The organism is Methylocella sp. (assembly GCF_041905455.1).
GTDB lineage: Bacteria > Pseudomonadota > Alphaproteobacteria > Rhizobiales > Beijerinckiaceae > Methylocapsa.
The window spans coordinates 50,308-70,465 of sequence record NZ_JAYRLA010000011.1 but is presented as its reverse complement, the minus strand read 5'-3'; the positions used below and the strand labels follow the sequence as shown (position 1 = coordinate 70,465).

Sequence of the window (20,158 nt, the reverse complement as noted above, 5' to 3'; positions counted from 1 at the left end):
CTAGCAAAACCACCAACGCTTTGACATGATGTCGCGCCGGGCGAGGAGGCCGCCCTGCGCGAAAGCATCAATTCAACGTGATGGAGCAGGAGCCAGCATCCGTCGCGCCGCCGCTCCAGTACGTGAGATCGCGCACGCCGTCCGGCAAGCCGGCGGCCGCAGAATAGATCTGCGAGCGATTGCTGACTGCGACGAGATGCTTTGATCCATCGGCGCTGAAGAGGTCCATGCCTGGATAGCCAGGCTGCAGAGCGAAGGTATAGGACGACATCCCTGCGGGAACCGCAGTGCGCACGCCGACGCCGCCGATGCGAGTGATGAGCAAACTCGCCGTCTTCGCGAACACGACCACCTCGATCTTGTCCTGCGCCGCCTGCGAGAGCGGATTGTAGCTGGAGACGGTCTGCCTGGGCGCCGAAGCGGCCACCGGCTCCCGGCGATAGAAATAATAGACGGCGTTGCGGGTGATCGCCGGCGCCGAGCCGTTGCGCCACCACGTCGTATAATAGCCGGTCAGATTATAGAAGCCATTGCCCGCATCGCCCGCCGCGCTGACGGCCGGGGAGATGTGCGTCGATTCGCCATAGTCGTTCCAAGAGACGACCTGCACCATGTCGGGATTGGTCTTGATGATTCCGGCCCAGGCGTTGCGATAGGCGAGGCTGTTGTAGGCCTCGTAATACATGCCCGATTGGGGTTTGTAGCCTTGCGGCGACAGGCCGGCGAAGAAGATCGGCGCCGAGGAGGCGCGCACTCGCGGCGCGTTGCCGACGATCCAGTCGAGCTGGTCGGGGACGCCGGGCGCGCCGAAGTTGCCGAGGCCGACGCTGACCGGAGCATATTGATTGACGTAAGGCGCGGCGAGGCTCGCGAGATTCGGGATGAAGGCGATGTTGTAGCCCTGCGACTTCAGCGTCGCAGTCATCGACGCCCAGGCGGCCGGCGTCACCTGTTCCGCCGCGAAGGGCGAGACGACGAGGCGCCCGTCGGAGAGGCGGTAGAGCGAAGAATCGTTGTAAACCGCCTTGACGATCGTCATCACCTTGCTGGTGTCGTAGCCGAGCCCGGCCATGTCGGGCATCAGCATGATCTTAAAGCGAGAGTCGACGGCTTTGGCCGCCTGCAGCATCAGCGCCAGGCTTCCCCCCGAGGTCGCGTCGGACGTCGCCATCGTGTCGAAGGCGAAGCCGTTCAGGCCGCGCGCGATGGCGAGCGTGACCTCGCGCTTCATGTTGGTGAGCCGATAGCTTGAAGCGGAAGGCGTCACGGGCAAGGGACGCGACCGCAGAAGGCCGCCCGCCGAGAGGAACTTGTTGTTCTCGCCGCTGGGCGAAAGATAATTGACCGTATAATAATCTTTCGGCGCCGGCTGATTGTCGATCGAGATAGGCAGCGGATAGAAATAATGTGCGAACACTTTCTTAGATGAATTTAACACCGAGTCGGCTGAAGGCATATCGAACGGCAGACATGTCGAATTATCCGCCTTCGCAGAGGCGCTTAGCACAAGGGCCGCCACGGCGAGCAAAGTCTGAGCTGCGCGCGCCGGCGTGAAGCTAACTAAAGCAGGAGAAGTCTTGCGCGTCTTCCGGGCATCGCGGCGCGCTTCCCCATGGCGCGTCGCTTCGATTGCAATCGACATATTTCATTTCCCTCATACGACTGGCTGAGCCCCCGCTAGTCTTGAGACTTCAACCTTGCTTGAACCATGCGCAGTCGATGAGGGGAAATTATGTCAATGTTATGTAAATATGAAATTTCAATATTTATCACTAAAACGCCGCAAAAAAAACGCCTTCGCCAAGCTGCGCCATATAAACGCGAGCGCGATATCCTCTTCTGAATAATCTCCGTTATATAGATCGCCCGCCCACCGACAGGGCGCGCGACACAAATTTGTGAGAACTCTACAATTTTGAAAGTGTGTTTGTAAATTTCTACAATCTGCGCGCTTCGGATGTAAACCTAGCGACAAAACTATGCGATCAGCTGATTAATTCATTATATGAATTTCAATTGATATTTATCGTTCACGCTTCATCACGACAACTTGATCGTCCCGACCGGCGTCTGCGCGCGAGCTTTTCGGATGGCGGACTCTTCTATCGACGGGCAGGCGAGGCGACGCGCTTATCTTTCCGTCTCGCTCCGCTCGTCGTAGCGCGACGTCGCCGCGGGCGTCACAATCGCCAATAAATCGCCACGCTGCGACAATTTGTCCAAGACGCCGGCTGCCGAAAGCCGTACGGCGAGGCCGAGCAGCGAGGTCCATCTCGCAACGCTCTGGTCGGCCGCGAGGCGTCGGAGCGCCGTCTGATCGGAAATCGCGCTAGAAGCGCAGGCGCAGCAGCTTTTCGCGCAGCTCCCCGGGCACGCAGGCGCGCGCGAGCGCCCTCGCGCGCCGCTTCAGGGCGAAATAGCGTCCGAGCAGCGGCGCCTCGAGCTCGGCGACGTCGCCGCTGAGCAGGATCACGCGGCCGGGCTCGGGATGGCGCCGCCGCACCAGCGCGGCCGCGAGCGTCGCGAAATGGGCGTTGTCCTGGCCGACGATGCCGCCGCACGCGGCCAAAAGCCCCAGATTCTTGCACGCCGTGAAGGTCTCCTGCCGCGCGAGCTCAGGCTGGCGGAAGAGCATCTTGTGGTTGGCGTTGTTGTAGCGCTTCTCCTCATGGTCGAAGATCAGCCTTACGCCGGCGGGGAGCTCGATCTCCTCGACCGCCTTCGGGCTGTCGCTCGCAAGGAACAGCCGCTCGAATTTCCATCGCGCATGGACGCGGGCGATCGCCGCGTTCAAATGCCGCGCCGGCACATAAGCCGTCTCGACCGTCTTGTCGCCGCGACGGAAATGGACGCCGAGCGTGCGCTCGTCGACGCCGAGCCGCGCCTGCGCCGCTGCGATCTCGGCTTCGGCCTCCGCCGTCGACCGCATCCAGGCGAGAATCTCGCCGTCGAGATTGGCGTCCGCCGGCAGGCCATAGCGGGCCGCCGCGCCGCGCTGGGACCAGGACACGACGCCGCCGGGCTCGGGCAGGCGCGCGTTGGCCGCCTCGAATTCGAAGCGCAGGCAAGGCTCCTGCTGAGCGCCGAGCGGGTCCCACATCGGCTGGGCGGCCCAGTCGACGCCCGGGACCGGTGCGTTCTGCGGCGCGCAGGTCTGCAGATAGGGCGGATCGTCCTCGAGCAGGAACACCGCGCGGCGGCCGAGGGCGAGGGCGAGCTTGAGGCCGAGCAGGCGGCGCGAGATCTGCCCGCCGAAGCCGATCGGGATCTGCTCGATCAGAAGACAGGGGCCGGGCGGGCCGAACTGGAGCCGGTCGAGTTCGTCGGCGAGGCGGGGAAGAGAACTGGTCGTCATGAAGGAGCCCGAGGCCGGCGGCCTTGACGCCGCCCCGCTTTCCCTACACCGCATTCCTTCCCAAAGCACGCGGACGAACGCGGCGAATTTCGCGCAGCCTTCAGGGCGCATGTTCGCCATGATGGGCGAAGGCGGCCGCCCCCGAGGTCTCATGAACCGCACTTTCCTGATGATCCGCTCGGCGGGTTTCGCCTTCGTCACCAAGCTCAGCGGCGCGGCGACGGTGTTCGTCGCCCTGCCGCTGGTCGCCCGCGGCGTCTCGCCCTCCGACTACGCCGTCTTCCTCACCACCATGAACGTCGCCGCGATCGGCGGCCTCGTCTTCGCGCCCTACGCCGCGCTGTTCATTCGCGAGCTCGCCCACGCTTTCGCGCGCGACGACGCCAAGGCGCTGCGCGTCGCCGTGCGGCGCTGCTTCAACGCCCACGCGGCGCTGGTCGGCGTCGTCGCGACGGGATTCGTCGCGATCGGCGCGGCGCTCGCCTTCGGCTGGTCGCTGAAGCCCGCGATGGCCGTCGGCGTCGCGCTCAACCTTCTCCAGGTCGCGGCGAGCTTCGGGCAGCTCTACCGCATCGCCGAACGCACCGACCATGTGACGAGCCTCGTCCAGACCGCGGCCAATCTCGTCCTCGTCGGCGCCCTGCTGGCGCTGGCCCATTTCGGCCGGCTGAACGATCTTTCCGTCTGCCTCGTCTATTTCGGCGTTCCGGCGGCCGCCGAGCTCGCCGTGTTCACGCAGGTCGCGCGCGCGCGCCGCCTGCCGCTCGGCCTCGGGCGGCGCGCCTTCGCCGACCTCGCCGAGCGCATCCCCGAAAGCCTGCCGCTATATCTTTCGCCGATCGCCGACTACATCAAGGTCTACGCCGCGGCGATGCTCGCGCTCCTCGCCACCAACACGCATGAATATATCGTGTTCTCGACCGCGGCGCTGATGATCGCCCGCCTCGTCAATCCGCTCACCCTCGTCACGCGGCCGCTGATGCCGGCCTTCATCGACGCCTTCCAGCGCGGCGACGAGGCCTGGCTCCGCGGCCTGCGCCGGACGCTCGTCGGCGGCGCGCTGCTCGGCGCGCTCGCCGCCGCCGCGCTGCCCTTCCTCGTCAGCAAGCAGGTCTTCGCCCTCGCCCTGCCGAAGGAGGCGGGCGACATCTCGACCGCCTTCATCGTCTTCTGCGCCTTCTTCGCCTATTCCTACGCGCTGACCGCGCTGCTCGCCCCGCTCTACATCGGGGCGCGGCGCGCGCCCTTCTACGGGATCGCCAACCTCGCCTTCACCCTCGCCGGAGCCGGCCTTGGGACTGTCGCGGCGACGCGTTTCGGCGCCTCGGGCATGATGTGCTGCCTCGCCGTCGCGACCACCGCCTGCGGCGTCCTGCTGCTCGCGGCGATGGACTGGCGCGGCGCGCCGCAGGCGTCGGCCACGTCGTCCTGACGCGCGAAAGAGAAGCTTCATGCTCGAACTCGTCGCCAAGGCCCTTCTTTCCGGCGCGATCGTCGCCGTCGCCTCCGAGGCGGCGCGACGCTGGCCCGGAATCGGCGGCCTCATCGCCTCGCTGCCGCTCGTATCGATCCTCGCCATGATCTGGCTCTGGCGCGCGGCGCGGGACGGCGAGCGCGTCGCCGCCTTCAGCGAGGGAACATTCTGGTTCGTGCTGCCCTCGCTGCCGATGTTCCTGCTCGTGCCGGCCCTACTGCGGCGCGGCGTCGCGTTCTGGCCGGCGCTGGCGGCGGGCTGCGCGCTCACCATGACGCTTTACGCCGGCTTTCTCCTGATCGCGCCGAGGATCGGGCTACGGCTCTGAACCCGCCGGCTTGCGAACAAAACGCGAATCAGCGATCCTGCGGCGGAAGCTCGACAACCTCGCCGCGACCTCATGGAGCCGCACAGCGCATTTTCGCAGGACGCGCCGTCCATTCCATGCGACGGCGCGCCGGGTCCGGGAGCTCCGCGCGAGGCCGTCGTGCGGAAGATCATCCATGTCGACATGGACGCCTTCTTCGCCTCCGTTGAGCAGCGCGACGATCCGGCCCTGCGCGGGCGTCCGGTCGCCGTCGGCGGCGCTTCGGCGCGCGGCGTGGTCGCGGCGGCGAGCTACGAGGCGCGCGCTTTCGGCGTGCGGTCGGCGATGTCGTCCGTCGTCGCGCGGCGCAAGTGCCCCGAGCTCGTGTTCGTCAAGCCGCGCTTCGAGGCCTACAAGGCCGTCTCGGCGCAGATCCGCGAGATTTTTTACGAATTCACCGACCTCGTCGAGCCGCTCTCGCTCGACGAAGCCTATCTCGACGTCACCGAGAATTTCGCCGGCGAGCCCTCGGCGACGCGGATCGCGCAGGCGATCCGGGCGGAAATCCGCGCGAAAACCGGCCTCACCGCTTCGGCGGGCGTCAGCTACAACAAATTCCTCGCCAAGCTCGCCTCGGACGAGCGCAAGCCCGACGGGCTTTTCGTCGTGCCGCCGCAGATGGGGCCGTCCTTCGTCTCCGGCCTTCCGGTCGAGCGCCTGCACGGGGTCGGGCCGGCGACGCGGGCGCGGATGAACCGGCTCGGCCTCATGACCGTCGCCGACCTGCGCGAGCGCCCGCTCGACTTTCTGAGCCGCCGCTTCGGCAAGGCGGGGCGTCATTACTACGGCCTCGCGCGCGGGATCGACGAACGGCCGGTGCGCCCGGACCGGCCGCGCAAGTCGATCGGCGCGGAGACGACGTTTTTCGAGGACCTCGACGACGCCGAGGCGATGCGCGCCGCGCTGGCGCCCATTGCGCAAAAGGTGTGGGGCCGGGCCGCGGCGCTCGGCGTCTGCGGGCGCGGCGTGACGCTGAAGGCGAAGAGCGCCGATTTCGTCGTCTCGACGCGCGCCCGCTCGCTGCGCGCGCCGGTCGCGAGCGTCGAGGCGCTGACGCGCGAGGGCTTCGCCCTGCTCGCCTGCCTGCCGCCGCAGCGCCGCGGCGTGCGCCTGCTCGGCCTCAGCCTGTCGGCGCTCGAGCCCGCAGGGCGCGAGGCGGCCGCCCAGCTCGACCTCGCTCTCGCCTAGCGCTCTTCAGGCGACGCCCGCCGAAGGCGCGGCGCGCCGACGACATGGCGAGGCGGGCCGCGGCGTTCACGCGCGCGTGCGCCCCCGCACCGAGGGCGGACGCGGCGCGGGCTAGCTTTCGGGCATGGACGGCGCGCGACGCCGCAAAGCCCGAGGGAGACAGCCATGATCCGCAAGACGCTCGCCGCCGCAGCCCTTTTCGCCACGCTCGCCGGCGCCGCCGCGCCCGCCGCGGCCGGTCCCTGGCACGGCCCGTGGGGCTATCATCCCTGGGGCTGGGGCGTCGGCGCCGCCGCGGCGGGGCTCGCCATCGGCGCGGCCGCCGCAGCCGCCGCGACGCCTTACGACTACGCGCCGGCCTGCTATTTCTCGCGTCAGCCCGTGCTCAACGCCTATGGCGACGTCGTCGGCTACCGCCGCGTGCGCGTCTGCAACTGAGCCGCCTCGCCCGACGCGAAAGGCCCCGGAGCCGGCCTCCGGGGCCTTTCGCGCGTCAGGGCGGGCCCGCCCGCGCGCCGGAGGCGGACGCGGCGAGCGTCTCCCTCAGCCGGCTTTTCTCGAAGGCGATCACGACGCCGACCGAAATGATCAGCGGAATGATGAGGTAGAACAGCCGGAACACGAGCAGCGCGGTCAGCACCTCGATCTGCGGCGTCGTCGGCATGGCCTTGATGAACAGGATTTCGAACACGCCGAGCCCGCCCGGCGCGTTGGAGACGAGCGCCGCCGAAAACGAGGCGAGAAAGACGGCGAGCACGGTGACGAAGCCCGGATTGCCCTCGGCCGGCAGCGCGAAATAGATGATTCCGGCGGCGCCGACGAGCTCGAGCGGCGCGGCCAGCATCTGGCGCACGGCGATGCCGGGGCGCGGATACTCCAGCTTGAAGCCGCGCACGACGAGCGGCTTCAAGCCGAGGATCGAACCCGTCAGATAGAGCGCGACGAAGGCGAGAAGGCCGAGGCCGACGACGAAGGCGGTGGTCGGATTGGTCAGCACGCCCGGCAGCAGCCCCGAGAAGCGCGCGAGCAGGACCGGATCGAAGACGAGGCACAATCCGCCTAGGAACATCGTCCCCAGGGCGAAGGTGAAGGAGCAGAGCGCGACGAGCACCGCGACCTGCGCCGCCGACAGTCCCTTGGCGTGATAGGCGCGGTAGCGCACCATCGCGCCCGAGAACACCGTCGCGCCGATGTTGTGGGCGAGCGCGTAGGTCGTGAAGGAGCAGAGCCCGGCGTAAAGCCAGGAAATATTGAAGACCCCGAGATGACGCAGCGCGATCTTGTCGTACCAGGCGAGCGCCGCATAGGCGACGAGCGTCGAGCCGAAGGCGAGGAGATAGTCGCGCGCGCGGATCGCCCTGAGCTCGCGCCAGACCTCCGGCCCGACGTCCTGGCCGCGGAACTCGTGGTAGAGCAGGATGAGGGAGACGACGACGGCGACGAGGCCGACGGCGGGCCAGAAGAAATCGAGGATCCGCTTCATGACGCTCCCGGCCGGCTCCGACGACGGACCCGGCGGACGTTCTAGCGCAGTCCGGCGCAAAAGGCAGGCCCGGAAAGGCGCGGCGCCCGGCTCGAATCAGCCGCGCGCGGCGCGCAGGCGTCCGGCGTCCTCGCCCGCCGCGGAATCCCCCGCGTGGCCGCTCTCCTGAGGCGCCGCGCCCTGCGCCCGGTCGCGCGCCTCGCAGCCTTCGGCCCGCTCGAGGTCGGCGATCGCCTCGGCGAGCCGGCTCCGCGCGTCCTCGAGCTGGGCCGTGAGGTCGCGCGCGGAGCGCTCGAGATTGTCCCGGCGCGCGCGGGCGGCGCGGGCGTAGGTGGGATAGGCGAAATGTCCGGGCTCGAAGATGCCGGCGCGCTGCTCCTCGGCGGCGATCTCCTGCTCCAGCTCGCTGGCGATCCTGGTGAATTCGAACGCCATGGATTCGATCTGGGCGACGCGGCGTCTTTTCTCCTCGATCTGGAATCTCTTGAGGCGAAGGACGGACTCCTGGAGCTTCATGATCGCTTCTCACCTCTCGGCCCGCAGGCGGCGCGGCGCGCCTGTCGCTTCCCTATTTTATTTTACGCAATTCAACCGCGCGATAATGGCGGCGCTGAGCGTCCACGCGGCCACGGTCACAGCCTGGCGCAAGATTGACCAATGAAGCTTGCCGTTTCGTTACTCGCCCTTCCGGCGCGGCCATGCGCGGAATTTCGCCGTTTTCGCGCGGAAGGTTCAGCGGATCGGCGCGCCGGCGTGGGCCGTCAGGCTGCGGCAAGCCTGTTAATGTTTTTGTTAACCAATGGCCGTTAAGGTTACGAAATGCGCCGGATTCGGTTAACGGGCCGCGCCGCGGTCCGCGGAGGACGGGCTGGCCCCGGCGACGACAGGGGCGCGCGGCCGCAGGGCGGCGATCCCGGGACGGACTGAAGGCGGCGACGGCGTGGCGGGGGAGCTTTGAGATGCGCGTTCTATTGATCGAAGACGACGGCGCGACCGCGCAGAGCATCGAGCTGATGCTGAAGTCCGAGAACTTCAACATCTACACGACCGACCTCGGCGAGGAGGGGGCCGACCTCGGCAAGCTCTACGACTACGACATCATCCTGCTCGACCTGAACCTTCCCGACATGTCGGGCTATGAGGTGCTGCGCCGCCTGCGCAACGCCAAGGTCAAGACGCCGATCCTCATCCTGTCGGGCTTCGCCGCCATCGAGGACAAGGTGAAGGGCCTCGGCATCGGCGCGGACGACTACCTGACCAAGCCCTTCCACAAGGACGAGCTCGTCGCCCGCATCCACGCCATCGTGCGCCGCTCGAAGGGCCACGCCCAGTCGGTGATCGCCACCGGCGACCTCATCGTCAACCTCGACCAGAAGACCGTCGAGGTCGACGGCGCGCGGGTGCATCTGACCGGCAAGGAATATCAGATGCTCGAGCTCCTCTCCCTGCGCAAGGGCACGACCCTGACCAAGGAGATGTTCCTCAACCACCTCTACGGCGGCATGGACGAGCCCGAGCTCAAGATCATCGACGTCTTCATCTGCAAGCTGCGCAAGAAGCTCGCCAACGCCAGCAACGGCCGCAACTACATCGAGACCGTCTGGGGCCGCGGCTATGTGCTGCGCGAGCCGAGCGAGGACGAAGAGCGCATCATCGCCTGAAGCCGTCGACGCCGCGCGCGGCCGCCCGGGCCGCCGGCGTTTTCCTCGCCGAGGCGGCTCTAGGGCCGCCGCTCCATTTTTCAATATACCGACCACGCCGCCGGCGTCCCTTGATTGAAGCGGCTCAGGCCGCGGCCTCTCGCGCCGCCGCCGCCGGGCGCGCCTCGAAGGTCGCCGCGTCGGCGTCGGACGAAGCGATGAGCGTCATCTGCGCCGCCTCCGCCACCAGAACCGCGTAATAGGGCTGGATCGCGTGCGCGTCGATCGGCTCCTCGGGCGCGTCGGCGAGGATCGCCGCGACGCGCGGATTGATCTTCACGTTCGGCCCCTTCGCCGTGACCCGCGCCGAAAAATCGCTCCAGCCCTCGCTGAGCGGCTCGACGCGGACGGTCCCGCCGCGCGGCGCGCTCGAGGCCGCGAGCAGGCACAGGTTGAGCAGGAGCTTCACCTTGTTCTTGGGCGCGAGGACGCGCGGAATCGACCATTCGAGCTTGAGCTTCGGATCGCTGAACAGGCCGCGCGCCGCCTTCTCGGCGTCGCCCGTGTCGATCGAGGCGCCCGCCGAGCCCGCGGCGCCGAAGGCGAGGCGCGCGAACTGAAGCCGCGCCGAGGCGTTGTCGGCCGAGCCGCGGATGAGCTCAAGCACATCCTTGCGCATCGCCTCGTCCTTCTCGTCCTCCAGCATTTCAAGGCCGTTCACGATGGCGCCGACCGGGCTGATGACGTCATGGCACACGCGCGAGCACAGGAGGGCGGCGAGGTCGAGCGGATCGAGGGAAATGGAGGTCATGGGCCTTACGTCGTTTGAACGGCGCCGGGCGGGCGCCTCGCCGGAGCGGAGGCGCGATCCTAAATGAATATGGTTAACGAATCACCGCCAAGTCTCCCGGATGGTTCAAGCTCCAGGTCGGCGAGGCCGCGCGGGGGATGGCGTTCACATATATTGACAAGCTTGCCCTATGGGTCGGAGGATGACAGTTGTAAAAGAAATGAATTCAATCTTTCTTTGGAACGCTTGGGCGCGCGTCCATTTGTAAATTTTCTGTATTGCCCTGTTTCCAAGAGTGTTCGATGGCCGACGCCGCGCCCAGGAAAATTTTCGCCGGTCCGAGGCTCAAGCGCCTGCGGCGCGAGCGGCGTCTGACGCAGGCCCGCATGGCCGACGAGCTCGACGTCTCGCCGAGCTACCTCAACCTCATGGAGAGCAACCAGCGGCCGATCACCGTGCAGGTGCTGATCCGCCTCGCCGACGTCTATGGCGTCGACCCGCGCGACTTCATGGAGATCGAGGGCGAGCAGTCGGTCGGCGACGTCGAGCAGATCCTCGCCGATCCGCTGTTTCGCGACGCCGCCGTGCCGCGCGCCGAGGTGCGCGACGCGGCCGAGAACTCGCCGGCCCTGCTCGCCGCCATGCTGAAGCTCTACCGCGCCTACTCCAACGCGCGCGAGGCGAGCGAGGCCGGCGTCTTCTCCTCGGCCGACCGCGACCGCCCCGACGCCGCCTCGGGCGAGAATCCGATCGACAAGGTGCGCGCCATTTTGCACGACGCGCGCAATCATTTCCCGGAGATCGACGGCGCCGCCGAGAACTTCGCCGCCGCCCTGCCCGTCGAGGCGCACGGGCTCTACGCCGCGCTCGTCGACCATCTGCGCGCGCGCCACGCGATCAGGGTGCGCGCGCTTCCCCTCGAAGTGATGGGCGACCGGCTGCGCTGGTACGACCACCACCGCAAGCAGCTGATGATCTCCGAGATCATGGACCAGCCGGGCCGCTGTTTTCAGGCGGCCTATCAGCTCGGCCTCGCGGAATTCTCAGGCCTTCTCAACGACACCGCCGCGCGGCTCGGCCAGACCGACGAGGTGGCGCGCAAGCTTTTGCGCGTCACCCTCGCCAATTATTTCGCCGCCGCGGTGATGATGCCCTATTCGCAGTTCCACGAGGCGGCCGAGTTGACCGGCTACGACGTCGAGGTGCTCGCCGCGCGCTTTTCCGCGAGTTTTGAGCAGGTGGCGCACCGGCTGACGACGCTGTCGCGGCAGAGCGCGCGCGGCATCCCTTTCTTCATGCTGCGCGTCGACATCGCCGGCAACGTCTCGAAGCGCTTTTCGTCGGGGCGCTTTCCCTTCGCCAATTCCGGCGGCACCTGCCCGCTGTGGAACATCCACGCGAGCTTCGCCAACCCGGGCCGCATCCTGACCCAGGCGATCGAGCTGACCGACGGCTCGCAATGGTTCTCGATCGCCCGCACCGTGCGCCGCTCGCTCGCCCCCTGGGGCGCGATCGAGCCGCGCTTCGCCGTCGCGCTCGGCTGCGAGCTGAAGTTCGCAAGGCGCCTCGTCTATGCGCGAAAGCTCGACTTCGACAATCCCGAGGCGACGCCGATCGGGGTGCACTGCCGCCTGTGCGACCGCCAGAACTGTCCCCAGCGCGCCGCCCCGCCGGCCTTGCGCGCGCTGCATGTCGACGAGCTGACGAGGAACGTGTCGCCGTTCCCGTTCAAGGATGTCTGAATTTTACGACGCGCCGCGCCTGAGCTAGGCTGCGGCTTTCGGTTATTGATTTCCGTCTTTGGATTGCGCCCGTGAGTTTTCAGGACGTCCTAGCCTGGCTCAGCGAAGAGAAGAACCAGAAGCTTCTCGCCTGGCTTGGCGGCGGCGCGGTCGCCGTCTTCGGCGCGGTCTGGACGGTCTATGTGTTCCGGGTCGGCCGAAAAGACAAGAAGCTCGAGCGCGAAGACAAGGCGAAGGAGCTGGAGCAGAAGAAGAGCCCGGCCCCTTCAATCATGATGACCGTCAACGGGAACGCACAGGCCTCCGGGCCGAGCGCGACCTACAACGCGCCAGTCAATATCCATAACAATCCCGATCCTTCGGCCATCGTCGCGCCGATACGGGACGACATCGGCCAGCTTCGAGCGGAAACGAGAGAGTCATCCGCTCAACTGAAAGAGTTGGCCGCCCAGATCGCCCGCGAGAAAGGCGTCCCCCTCGCGTCGCTGCGCGCCATTCTTGAAAAGATAGGCGAGACGGAGATCAGCGAAGAGGCCATTCCCCGGCTGCTCGAAGCCAAAGCCGACGAGCTTTTGAAGCTGCGCGAAGAGATCGAGGCGTTCCGCGCCGCCTTCCCGGACCTTGCGGCGATTGTTGTTGAGGCGGAAAAGCTCATCGAAGCCGGCGCGCTCGACAAAGCGCATGACATACTCGTCAAGGGCCGCGAGGCGGCGCGCGCCCGCAGGCAGGACGCCGCCCGCGCCGAAGCGAGGCTTCTGTCGCTCGACGCGGGCATTGACGATCTGAAGCTCGCCTATCGCTCCGCGGCGGAAAAATATGGCGAGGCGGCGAGCCTCGTCGCTGGCTTCGACGCCGGGGCGCGCTTCGATTTTCTTAGCGCGCAGCAACACGAGCTTTACAAGCAGGGGCTCGAATTCGGCGACAATCCGTCGCTCATCGAAGCGGTCACTGTCGCGCGACAATTGCTGGCGGTGGCGCTGAACGGCGATCAGCGCGGAGCGACCCAGAACAATCTCGGCAATGCGCTTGCCACCCTCGGCGCACGCGAGAGCGGGACGGCGCGGCTGGAGCAGGCCGTCGACGCCTATCGCGAAACCTTGAAGGAATATACTCGCGACCGCGTCCCGCTCGACTGGGCCATGACCCAGAACAATCTCGGCAATGCGCTTCAAACCCTCGGCGAACTTGAGCGCGGCACGACGCGGCTGGAGGATGCCGTCGAGGCCTATCGTGCGGCGTTGCAGGAATACACCCGCGACCGCGTCCCGCTCCAATGGGCCACGACCCAGAATAATCTCGGCGTTGCGCTTCGAACCCTCGGCGCACGCGAAAGCGGCACGGCGCGGCTCGAGCAAGCCGTCGAGGCCTATCGCGAAGCCCTGAAAGAACGCGCCCGCGACCGCGTCCCGCTCGACTGGGCCACGACCCAGAACAATCTCGGCGCTGCGCTTCGAACCCTCGGCGAACGCGAAAGCGGCACGACGCGGCTGGAGGATGCCGTCGAGGCCTATCGCGCGGCGTTGCAGGAATACACCCGCGAGCGCGTCCCGCTCGACTGGGCGATGAGCTATGGCAACCAAGGAGTCTCCTTGATGCTCGTCGCCGAACGAACCGGCGATAAAGCATTGGCGAAGACCGCCTTAAATCAAATTGTGGCCGCTGAGAAGGCCATGCGCGACGGCGGCCATATTCCCTTCGCTGACTATTATGCGGCTAAGCTTCCAAAAGCGCGGACGCTCGCCGACAGTCTTCAGCTACAATAGCCTGTCCTAAGTATTCATCGCCTCGAAGAACGTCGCGTTGCCCTTCGGCGTCTCGCGCATCTTGCCCATTAAGAATTCGATCGCGTCGATCGTGCCCATCGGGTTGAGGATGCGGCGCAGCACGTACATCTTCTTGAGGATGTCCGGCGGCACCAGCAGCTCCTCCTTGCGGGTGCCGGAGCGGGTGATGTCGATCGCCGGGAACACGCGCTTGTCGGCCACCTTGCGGTCGAGGATGATCTCGCTGTTGCCGGTGCCCTTGAACTCCTCGAAGATCACCTCGTCCATGCGCGAGCCGGTGTCGATCAGCGCCGTGGCGATGATCGTCAGCGAGCCGCCCTCCTCGATGTTGCGCGCCGCGCCGAAGAAGCGCTTCGGCCGCTGCAGCGCGTTGGCGTCGACGCCGCCGGTCAGCACCTTGCCCGAGGACGGCACCACCGTGTTATAGGCGCGCCCGAGGCGCGTGATCGAATCGAGCAGGATCACGACGTCGCGGCCGTGCTCGACGAGGCGCTTGGCCTTCTCGATGACCATCTCGGCGACCTGGACATGGCGCACCGCCGGCTCGTCGAAGGTCGACGAGACCACCTCGCCGTGCACCGAGCGCTGCATGTCGGTGACCTCCTCGGGCCGCTCGTCGATCAGCAGCACGATCAGATAGCACTCGGGATGGTTGGCGGTCACCGACTGGGCGATGTTCTGCAGAAGGACCGTCTTGCCGGTGCGCGGCGGGGCGACGATCAGCGCGCGCTGGCCCTTGCCGATCGGGGCGACGATGTCGATGACGCGCGAGGAGAAATCCTTGCGCGTCGGGTCCTCGATCTCGAGCTTCAGCCGCTCGTCGGGATAGAGCGGCGTCAGATTGTCGAAATGGACCTTGTGGCGGACCTTTTCGGGGTCCTCGAAATTGATGGTGTTGACCTTCAGAAGCGCGAAATAGCGCTCGCCCTCCTTGGGGGAGCGGATCAGCCCCTCGACCGTGTCGCCGGTGCGAAGGCCGAAGCGGCGGATCTGCGAGGGCGAGACATAGATGTCGTCGGGGCCGGCGAGATAGTTGGCGTCGGGCGAGCGCAGGAAGCCGAAGCCGTCCTGCAGCACCTCGATCACGCCCTCGCCGACGATCTCGACGTCGCGGCTCGCGAGCTGCTTCAGGATCGCGAACATCAGCTCCTGCTTGCGCATGATCGAGGCGTTCTCGACTTCATGCTCCTCGGCGAAGGCCAGAAGTTCGGTCGGAGACTTGAGCTTCAAGTCTTGCAGTTTGATTTCCCGCATCGGGATAGGGTCCTCGGAGGGGGCGCGACGGGCGCGAGACGTTTCAAGACGGGAGGGCTGGAGCTGGATCGATCCGTCGTCCGACGATCCTGAGCGTCCTTGGCTGATCGGGCGGACTTGCGGCGGGCGATGCGCGTCCGCGCCGTAGCCTCAGCCGATCGACCTGCAGGGGGGAGCCTTACCGATATCGCATCGCGCCCATTTTGACAAGCAAGGCGCGCCCGCGCCGGAAAGACTAGAACGGCTTCAGCGCCACGAGAAACACGACGCCGACCATCAGCAAAGTCGGCGCCTCGTTGAGAATGCGGTAAAAACGGGGGGAGCGGGCGTTCGTTCCTGCGGCGAAAGCGCGCCGCTCCCGTTCGAGGAAGACATGGATCGCGCTCATCGCGGCGACGAGGGCGAACTTGGCGTGCAGCCATCCCGCGCCAAAAAAGCCGCCGCTCCAGGCGAGGAAAAGGCCGCTCAGCCAGACGACGACGAGCGCCGGCGTCATGATCGCCCGCATCAGCCGCCGCTCCATCGTCTCGAAGGTCCGCGCCGGCTCGGCGCCGCGCGGCCGTCCGGCGTGATAGACGAACAGGCGCGGCAGGTAGAGCATCCCGGCCATCCAGGAGATGACGGCGAGGATGTGCAGCGCCTTGACGGAGAGATAGGCGCTCAACGGCCTTCCCTGCGCACGAGCTCGACCAGCGCCGCGACATGTTCGGGCGGCGTCTGCGGCGTCACGCCATGGCCGAGGTTGAAGATGTGCGGGCGGCCGCGGAAGGCGTCGAGGATGCGCCGCGCGCCCGCCTCCAGCGCCGGCCCGCCGGCGACGAGCGCGAGCGGGTCGAGATTGCCCTGCGTCGTCTGGCCGCGCGGCAGCGCCTTCGCCGCCCAGAACGAGTCGACGCCGCTGTCGAGGCCGACGCCGGCGACGCCGGCCGCCTCGCCGAAGCCGGCGAGCCGCGCGCCGATCCCTTTCGGAAAGCCGATCACCGGAACGCGCGGCGACACGGCCGCGGCGATGCGCCGCAGGGGCTCGAGGCACCAGCGCTCATATTCGCCGGGCGCGAGCGCCCCGGCCCAGGTGTCGAAGATCTGAACGACCTCGACGCCGGCGTCGATCTGACGATGGAGATAGGCGATCGAGGCCTCGACCAGCCGGTCGATCAGCGCCGCGAAAAGCTCGGGGTCGCGATAGGCCATGAGCCGCGCCGGCCCCTGGTCGGGCGTGCCGCGACCCGCGACCATGTAGCTCGCCACCGTGAAGGGCGCGCCGCAGAAGCCGATCAGCGCGGTCTCCTCCGGCAGCGTCTCGAGGATGCGTCCGATCGTCTCGAAGACGGGCGAGAGCCGCTCGAGGTCGATCTGCGGCTTCAGCCTTTCAAAACCGGCGCGGTCGAGGATCGGATCGAGCCGCGGCCCCTCGCCCGCTTCAAAGCGCACGACCTGGCCGAGCGCGTCGGGGACGACGAGAATGTCGCTGAACAGGATCGCCGCGTCGAAGCCGTAGCGGCGGATCGGCTGCAGCGTCGCCTCCGCCGCGATCTTCGGCGCGTAGCAGAAGTCGAGGAAGCTCGGCGTCCTCGCGCGCAGCGCGCGATATTCGGGCAGGTAGCGCCCGGCCTGGCGCATGAGCCAGATCGGAGGCGGGTCGACCGCCTCGCCGGCGAGGACGCGCAGGAGCGTCTTGGCGCTCGCCGGGCGGGTCAAGGAACTATCCTCACAGCGGCGTCCTTAAAAGAGAGAGAGTCTTAAAGAAGGATTTCTTCTTCTTCATATTGGGGCCTCGAATAGTCCGGCGCAGCGCTTTCCACAATCGCCTTGCGCGGGCGTTGCGCTATCCCCGCAACGCGCCGGGCCGGGGGCCGTTAGGATTTCGTTAAGGATTGCGTCTGGTTAACGCATTCTTAACGGTTTGCGGCCAACCTTCGCGAGGCTCCGCGCGCGGGTTGATCACAGCGCTGTGAATCCTTCGTCCCGAGCCCCGCCCCTGTGCCCGAATCTGTGGCCTGAGGGCGGCGGAGAACGTCAAGCCGGCGCGCGTCCTTGGTCGGACGGCGCGTTTGAGGTAGCTTATCCACTATAATCCTCAGCGTCAGACTGGGAGGCGAGCGCGTGCGACGCGTCGCGCATCGAGGGAGGGCGGCCATGGGACGCCAGCATGTCATCCTGCATCTCGTCTCCGACGCGACCGGCGAGACGCTCATCGCCGCGAGCCGGGCGGTCGCCTCGCAATATCAGGGCGTGGACCTGATCGAGCAGATCCATCCGATGGTGCGCAGCGCCGCCGCGCTCGAAGACGTGCTGCGGGAGATCGAGGCCGAGCCCGGCATCGTCCTTTTCACCCTCGTCGAGGAGGAGCACGCGCGCCGGCTGATGGCGGCGTGCGCGGCGATCGGCGCGCCCTGCCTCTCGCTTCTCGCCCCGATCATGGCGCTGTTCCAGTCCTATATCGGCGCCGCCGCCGCCTCGCGTCCGGGCGCGCAGCATTCGCTCAACGCCGAATATTTCCGCCGCATCGACGCCCTCAACTACACGCTGGGCCACGACGACGGCCAGCAGGCCGACAGCTACGAGGCGGCGGACGTGGTGCTCATGGGCGTCTCGCGCACCTCCAAGACGCCGACGAGCATCTATCTCGCCAACCGCGGCGTGAAGACCGCGAACATTCCCTTCGTGCCGGGCGCGGCGCTGCCGAAATCCCTCGAGGAGTTGCGCAACCCGCTCGTCGTCGGGCTCGTCGCGTCGCCCGACCGCATCGTCCAGATCAGGACCAACCGCATCCTGTCGATCGAGGCCGACCCTGAATCGCCCTATGTCGACCGTCGCCTCGTCGCCGAGGAGATCGCCCAGTCGAAGCGCCTGTTCGACGCCAGGGGCTGGCCGATGATCGACGTGACGCGCCGCTCGATCGAGGAGACGGCGGCGGCGATCATCAGCCTGCACAAGTCGCGCAAGGCGAAGCTCAAACCCGCCGCATGAGCGCTCTGTGGCTTGAAAGGGAGCCGCTCCTGCTCGCCTCCGGCAGCGCGACGCGGGCGGCCCTGCTGCGCGCCGCGGCCCTGCCCTTCGAGGCGCGCCGGGCCGACGTCGACGAGCGCGCGCTCGAGTCCCGGCTCGTCGAAGAGGGCGCGGACGGCGTCGCGGTGGCGCTGGCCCTCGCGCGCGAGAAGGCGCTCGCCGTGTCAAGGCTCGCGCCCGGCCGGCTGACGCTCGGCGCCGACCAGACGCTGACCTGCGGCGCGCGCCGCTTCGCCAAACCCGGGAGCCGCGCCGGCGCGGCGGCGACGCTCGAAGCGCTGTCCGGGCGCGTCCACGAGCTCCATTCCGCGCTCGCCCTCGCGCGCGGCGGGATCATCCTGTTCGACGTCGTCAAGACGGCGAGGCTGACGATGCGCGCGCTTTCGCCCGGATTCGTCGAAGCCTATCTTGACGCCGTCGGCGCGGCGGCGCACGCCAGCGTCGGGGCGTATCAGGCCGAGGGACCGGGCGTGCATCTTTTCGAGGAGATCGAGGGGGATCATTCGACGATCCTCGGCCTGCCGCTTCTTCCGCTTCTCGCCTTCCTGCGCGCGCAAGGGTTCGTCGCGTCATGAGCGCGGCGCCGTCCGAGGGCCCGCGCGCCTTCGTCGCCGGCTGGCCGGCCGCTCATTCGCGCTCGCCGCTGATCCATTCCTACTGGCTGCGCGAAAACGGCCTGCCCGGAAGCTATGTCGCGCGCGCCGTGCCGCCGCCGGACTTTCCCGGCTTCCTCGAAGGGCTCGCCGCCGAAGGCTTCGTCGGCGGCAACGTCACCCTGCCGCTGAAGGAGCAGGCCTTCGCGCTCGCCGCCGAGCGCACGGCGACGGCGCAGGCGATCGGCGCCGCCAACACGGTCTGGCGCGAGGACGGGCGCCTCATCGCCGACAACACCGACGCGGAAGGCTTTCTCGGCGCGCTCGACGAGGAGGCGCCGGGCTGGGAGCGCGCGACCGGCTGCGCGCTCGTGCTTGGCGCGGGCGGCGCGGCGCGGGCGGTCGTCGCCGCGCTCGCCTCGCGCGGGCGGGAGATCGTCGTCCTCAACCGCACGCGCGAGCGCGCGGAACGGCTCGCGGGCGGTTTTCGGGGCGCGACGGCGGCCGACTGGCGCGAGGCGCCGGGGCTGCTGGCGCGCGCCGGCCTTCTCGTCAATACGACCTCGCTCGGCATGCACGGCCAGCCGGAGCTCGACATCGACCTGTCGCCGCTGCCGCCGGAGGCGGTCGTGGACGACATCGTCTATTATCCGCTCGAGACCCGGCTCATCGCGCAGGCGCGCGCGCGCGGCCTTCGCGTCGCGCCCGGCCTTGGCATGCTGCTGCACCAGGCGGTCCCGGCCTTCGCCCGCTTCTTCGGCGTGCGCCCGAGCGTGAGCGCCGGGCTTCGCCGCTTCGTCGAGGCCGACATGGAGAAAAGCGCGCCGGGAGCGGCCGCGCTGGAGAAAACCTCCTGAATGTTCGTCCTCGGCCTCACCGGCTCCATCGGCATGGGCAAGAGCACGACCGCCGGCCTGTTCCGCAAGCTCGGCGTTCCGGTGCATGATTCGGACGCCGCCGTGCATGCGCTCTATCGCGGCGAGGCGGCGGCGCTGATCGAGGCGGCGTTTCCCGGCGTCCTGCGCGAGGGCGAGGTCGACCGCGCGCTGCTGGGCGCCCGCGTGCGCGAGGATCCCGTCGCCATGGCCCGGCTCGAGGCGCTGGTGCATCCGCTCGTGCGCGCCGAGCGTGAAAAATTCCTGCGGCGGGCCAGGGCGCAGGGCGCCCGCGTCGCGGTGCTCGACGTGCCGCTCCTCTACGAGATCGGAGCCGACCGCGAATGCGACGCCTGCGTCGTCGTGACCGCGCCGGAAGCTGTGCAAAGAAGCCGCGTCTTCGCCCGGCCGGGCATGACGCCGGAATGGCTCGAGGTCATAATGTCGAAGCAGACGCCCGACGCCGAGAAGCGGCGGCGCGCGCATTTCGTCATCGACACGAGCCGCGGGCTCGAGGCGGCGCAGCGGCAGGTCGAAGGCGTGCTCCGCGCCGTCGCCGGCCCGGCCGCCGGGCGCGGCGCGGCGAAACCCGACAGGGCCTGAA

At 67.8% G+C, this 20,158-nt stretch carries 19 protein-coding genes; 11 read left to right on the top strand and 8 right to left on the bottom strand.

Features of this window, described 5'->3' with window-relative positions:
• Positions 1–67: 67 nt before the first annotated feature.
• Both ACE3OG_RS10890 and ACE3OG_RS10885 read right to left on the bottom strand, forming a co-directional pair.
• A complete protein-coding gene (locus ACE3OG_RS10890; protein WP_374308486.1) occupies positions 68–1,417 on the bottom strand; it encodes a glycoside hydrolase family 71 protein in 1,350 nt (449 codons plus the stop codon).
• A 912-nt stretch (positions 1,418–2,329) separates the two neighbouring features.
• Positions 2,330–3,355 (bottom strand): hypothetical protein, encoded by a 1,026-nt coding sequence (locus tag ACE3OG_RS10885; RefSeq protein WP_374308484.1) that lies wholly within the window; start codon positions 3,353–3,355, stop codon positions 2,330–2,332.
• 151 nt (positions 3,356–3,506) lie between these two features.
• On the opposite strand from ACE3OG_RS10885, the gene ACE3OG_RS10880 reads away from it, so the two are divergent.
• From ACE3OG_RS10880 to ACE3OG_RS10865, 4 genes are all read left to right on the top strand, one after another.
• Positions 3,507–4,787: a hypothetical protein gene (locus ACE3OG_RS10880; RefSeq protein WP_374308482.1), complete on the top strand. Its 1,281-nt coding sequence runs from the start codon at positions 3,507–3,509 to the stop codon at positions 4,785–4,787.
• 19 nt (positions 4,788–4,806) lie between these two features.
• Positions 4,807–5,157: a DUF3147 family protein gene (locus tag ACE3OG_RS10875; protein ID WP_374308480.1), complete on the top strand. Its 351-nt coding sequence runs from the start codon at positions 4,807–4,809 to the stop codon at positions 5,155–5,157.
• A gap of 159 nt (positions 5,158–5,316) precedes the next feature.
• Complete coding sequence (gene dinB, locus ACE3OG_RS10870; RefSeq protein ID WP_374308478.1) at positions 5,317–6,384, top strand: DNA polymerase IV; 1,068 nt, start codon at positions 5,317–5,319, stop codon at positions 6,382–6,384.
• A gap of 165 nt (positions 6,385–6,549) precedes the next feature.
• The gene (locus tag ACE3OG_RS10865) at positions 6,550–6,822 is read left to right on the top strand and encodes a hypothetical protein (protein ID WP_374308476.1); all 273 of its coding nucleotides are present in this window, start codon (positions 6,550–6,552) and stop codon (positions 6,820–6,822) included.
• Positions 6,823–6,877: 55 nt separating this feature from the next.
• Here the strand turns inward: ACE3OG_RS10865 and ACE3OG_RS10860 are convergent, their stop codons facing one another.
• Positions 6,878–7,867, bottom strand: a complete 990-nt coding sequence (locus tag ACE3OG_RS10860) for a lysylphosphatidylglycerol synthase domain-containing protein (protein WP_374308474.1) — start codon at positions 7,865–7,867, stop codon at positions 6,878–6,880.
• 96 nt (positions 7,868–7,963) lie between these two features.
• Positions 7,964–8,383: a flagellar export protein FliJ gene (locus ACE3OG_RS10855; RefSeq protein ID WP_374308472.1), complete on the bottom strand. Its 420-nt coding sequence runs from the start codon at positions 8,381–8,383 to the stop codon at positions 7,964–7,966.
• Positions 8,384–8,826: 443 nt separating this feature from the next.
• Here ACE3OG_RS10855 and ctrA point away from each other — a divergent pair, with 443 nt between their 5' ends.
• Complete coding sequence (gene ctrA, locus ACE3OG_RS10850; protein ID WP_374308470.1) at positions 8,827–9,528, top strand: response regulator transcription factor CtrA; 702 nt, start codon at positions 8,827–8,829, stop codon at positions 9,526–9,528.
• Between the two features lie 124 nt (positions 9,529–9,652).
• Here ctrA and chpT read toward each other — a convergent pair whose 3' ends face one another.
• On the bottom strand, positions 9,653–10,318 hold the full coding sequence (gene chpT / locus ACE3OG_RS10845) for a histidine phosphotransferase ChpT (protein WP_374308468.1): 666 nt from the start codon (positions 10,316–10,318) through the stop codon (positions 9,653–9,655).
• Between the two features lie 281 nt (positions 10,319–10,599).
• Here chpT and ACE3OG_RS10840 point away from each other — a divergent pair, with 281 nt between their 5' ends.
• A complete protein-coding gene (locus ACE3OG_RS10840) occupies positions 10,600–12,039 on the top strand; it encodes a short-chain fatty acyl-CoA regulator family protein (RefSeq protein ID WP_374308466.1) in 1,440 nt (479 codons plus the stop codon).
• Between the two features lie 71 nt (positions 12,040–12,110).
• On the top strand, positions 12,111–13,802 hold the full coding sequence (locus ACE3OG_RS10835; RefSeq protein ID WP_374308464.1) for a tetratricopeptide repeat protein: 1,692 nt from the start codon (positions 12,111–12,113) through the stop codon (positions 13,800–13,802).
• 6 nt (positions 13,803–13,808) lie between these two features.
• Here the strand turns inward: ACE3OG_RS10835 and rho are convergent, their stop codons facing one another.
• The 3 genes from rho to hemE form a co-directional block, all read right to left on the bottom strand.
• The gene (gene rho, locus ACE3OG_RS10830) at positions 13,809–15,077 is read right to left on the bottom strand and encodes a transcription termination factor Rho (protein WP_374308462.1); all 1,269 of its coding nucleotides are present in this window, start codon (positions 15,075–15,077) and stop codon (positions 13,809–13,811) included.
• 235 nt (positions 15,078–15,312) lie between these two features.
• Entirely contained in the window at positions 15,313–15,741 is a 429-nt protein-coding gene (gene hemJ, locus ACE3OG_RS10825; protein WP_374308460.1) for a protoporphyrinogen oxidase HemJ, read from the bottom strand.
• Positions 15,738–16,775, bottom strand: a complete 1,038-nt coding sequence (hemE, locus tag ACE3OG_RS10820) for a uroporphyrinogen decarboxylase (protein WP_374308458.1) — start codon at positions 16,773–16,775, stop codon at positions 15,738–15,740. The genes hemJ and hemE overlap by 4 nt, the downstream gene beginning before the upstream one ends.
• Positions 16,776–17,213: 438 nt before the next feature.
• Here hemE and ACE3OG_RS10815 point away from each other — a divergent pair, with 438 nt between their 5' ends.
• From ACE3OG_RS10815 to coaE, 4 genes are read left to right on the top strand one after another with little or no spacing between them, the layout of a single operon-like run.
• A complete protein-coding gene (locus tag ACE3OG_RS10815) occupies positions 17,214–18,047 on the top strand; it encodes a pyruvate, water dikinase regulatory protein (protein WP_374308456.1) in 834 nt (277 codons plus the stop codon).
• Positions 18,044–18,661 carry a Maf family protein gene (locus ACE3OG_RS10810; RefSeq protein ID WP_374308454.1) on the top strand — a complete coding sequence of 206 codons (618 nt, stop codon included), beginning with the start codon at positions 18,044–18,046 and terminating at the stop codon, positions 18,659–18,661. Before ACE3OG_RS10815 ends, ACE3OG_RS10810 begins: the two co-directional genes overlap by 4 nt.
• Positions 18,658–19,536 (top strand): shikimate dehydrogenase, encoded by an 879-nt coding sequence (locus ACE3OG_RS10805; protein ID WP_374308452.1) that lies wholly within the window; start codon positions 18,658–18,660, stop codon positions 19,534–19,536. The genes ACE3OG_RS10810 and ACE3OG_RS10805 overlap by 4 nt, the downstream gene beginning before the upstream one ends.
• The gene (gene coaE / locus ACE3OG_RS10800; protein WP_374308450.1) at positions 19,537–20,157 is read left to right on the top strand and encodes a dephospho-CoA kinase; all 621 of its coding nucleotides are present in this window, start codon (positions 19,537–19,539) and stop codon (positions 20,155–20,157) included.
• Position 20,158: the final 1 nt, after the last annotated feature.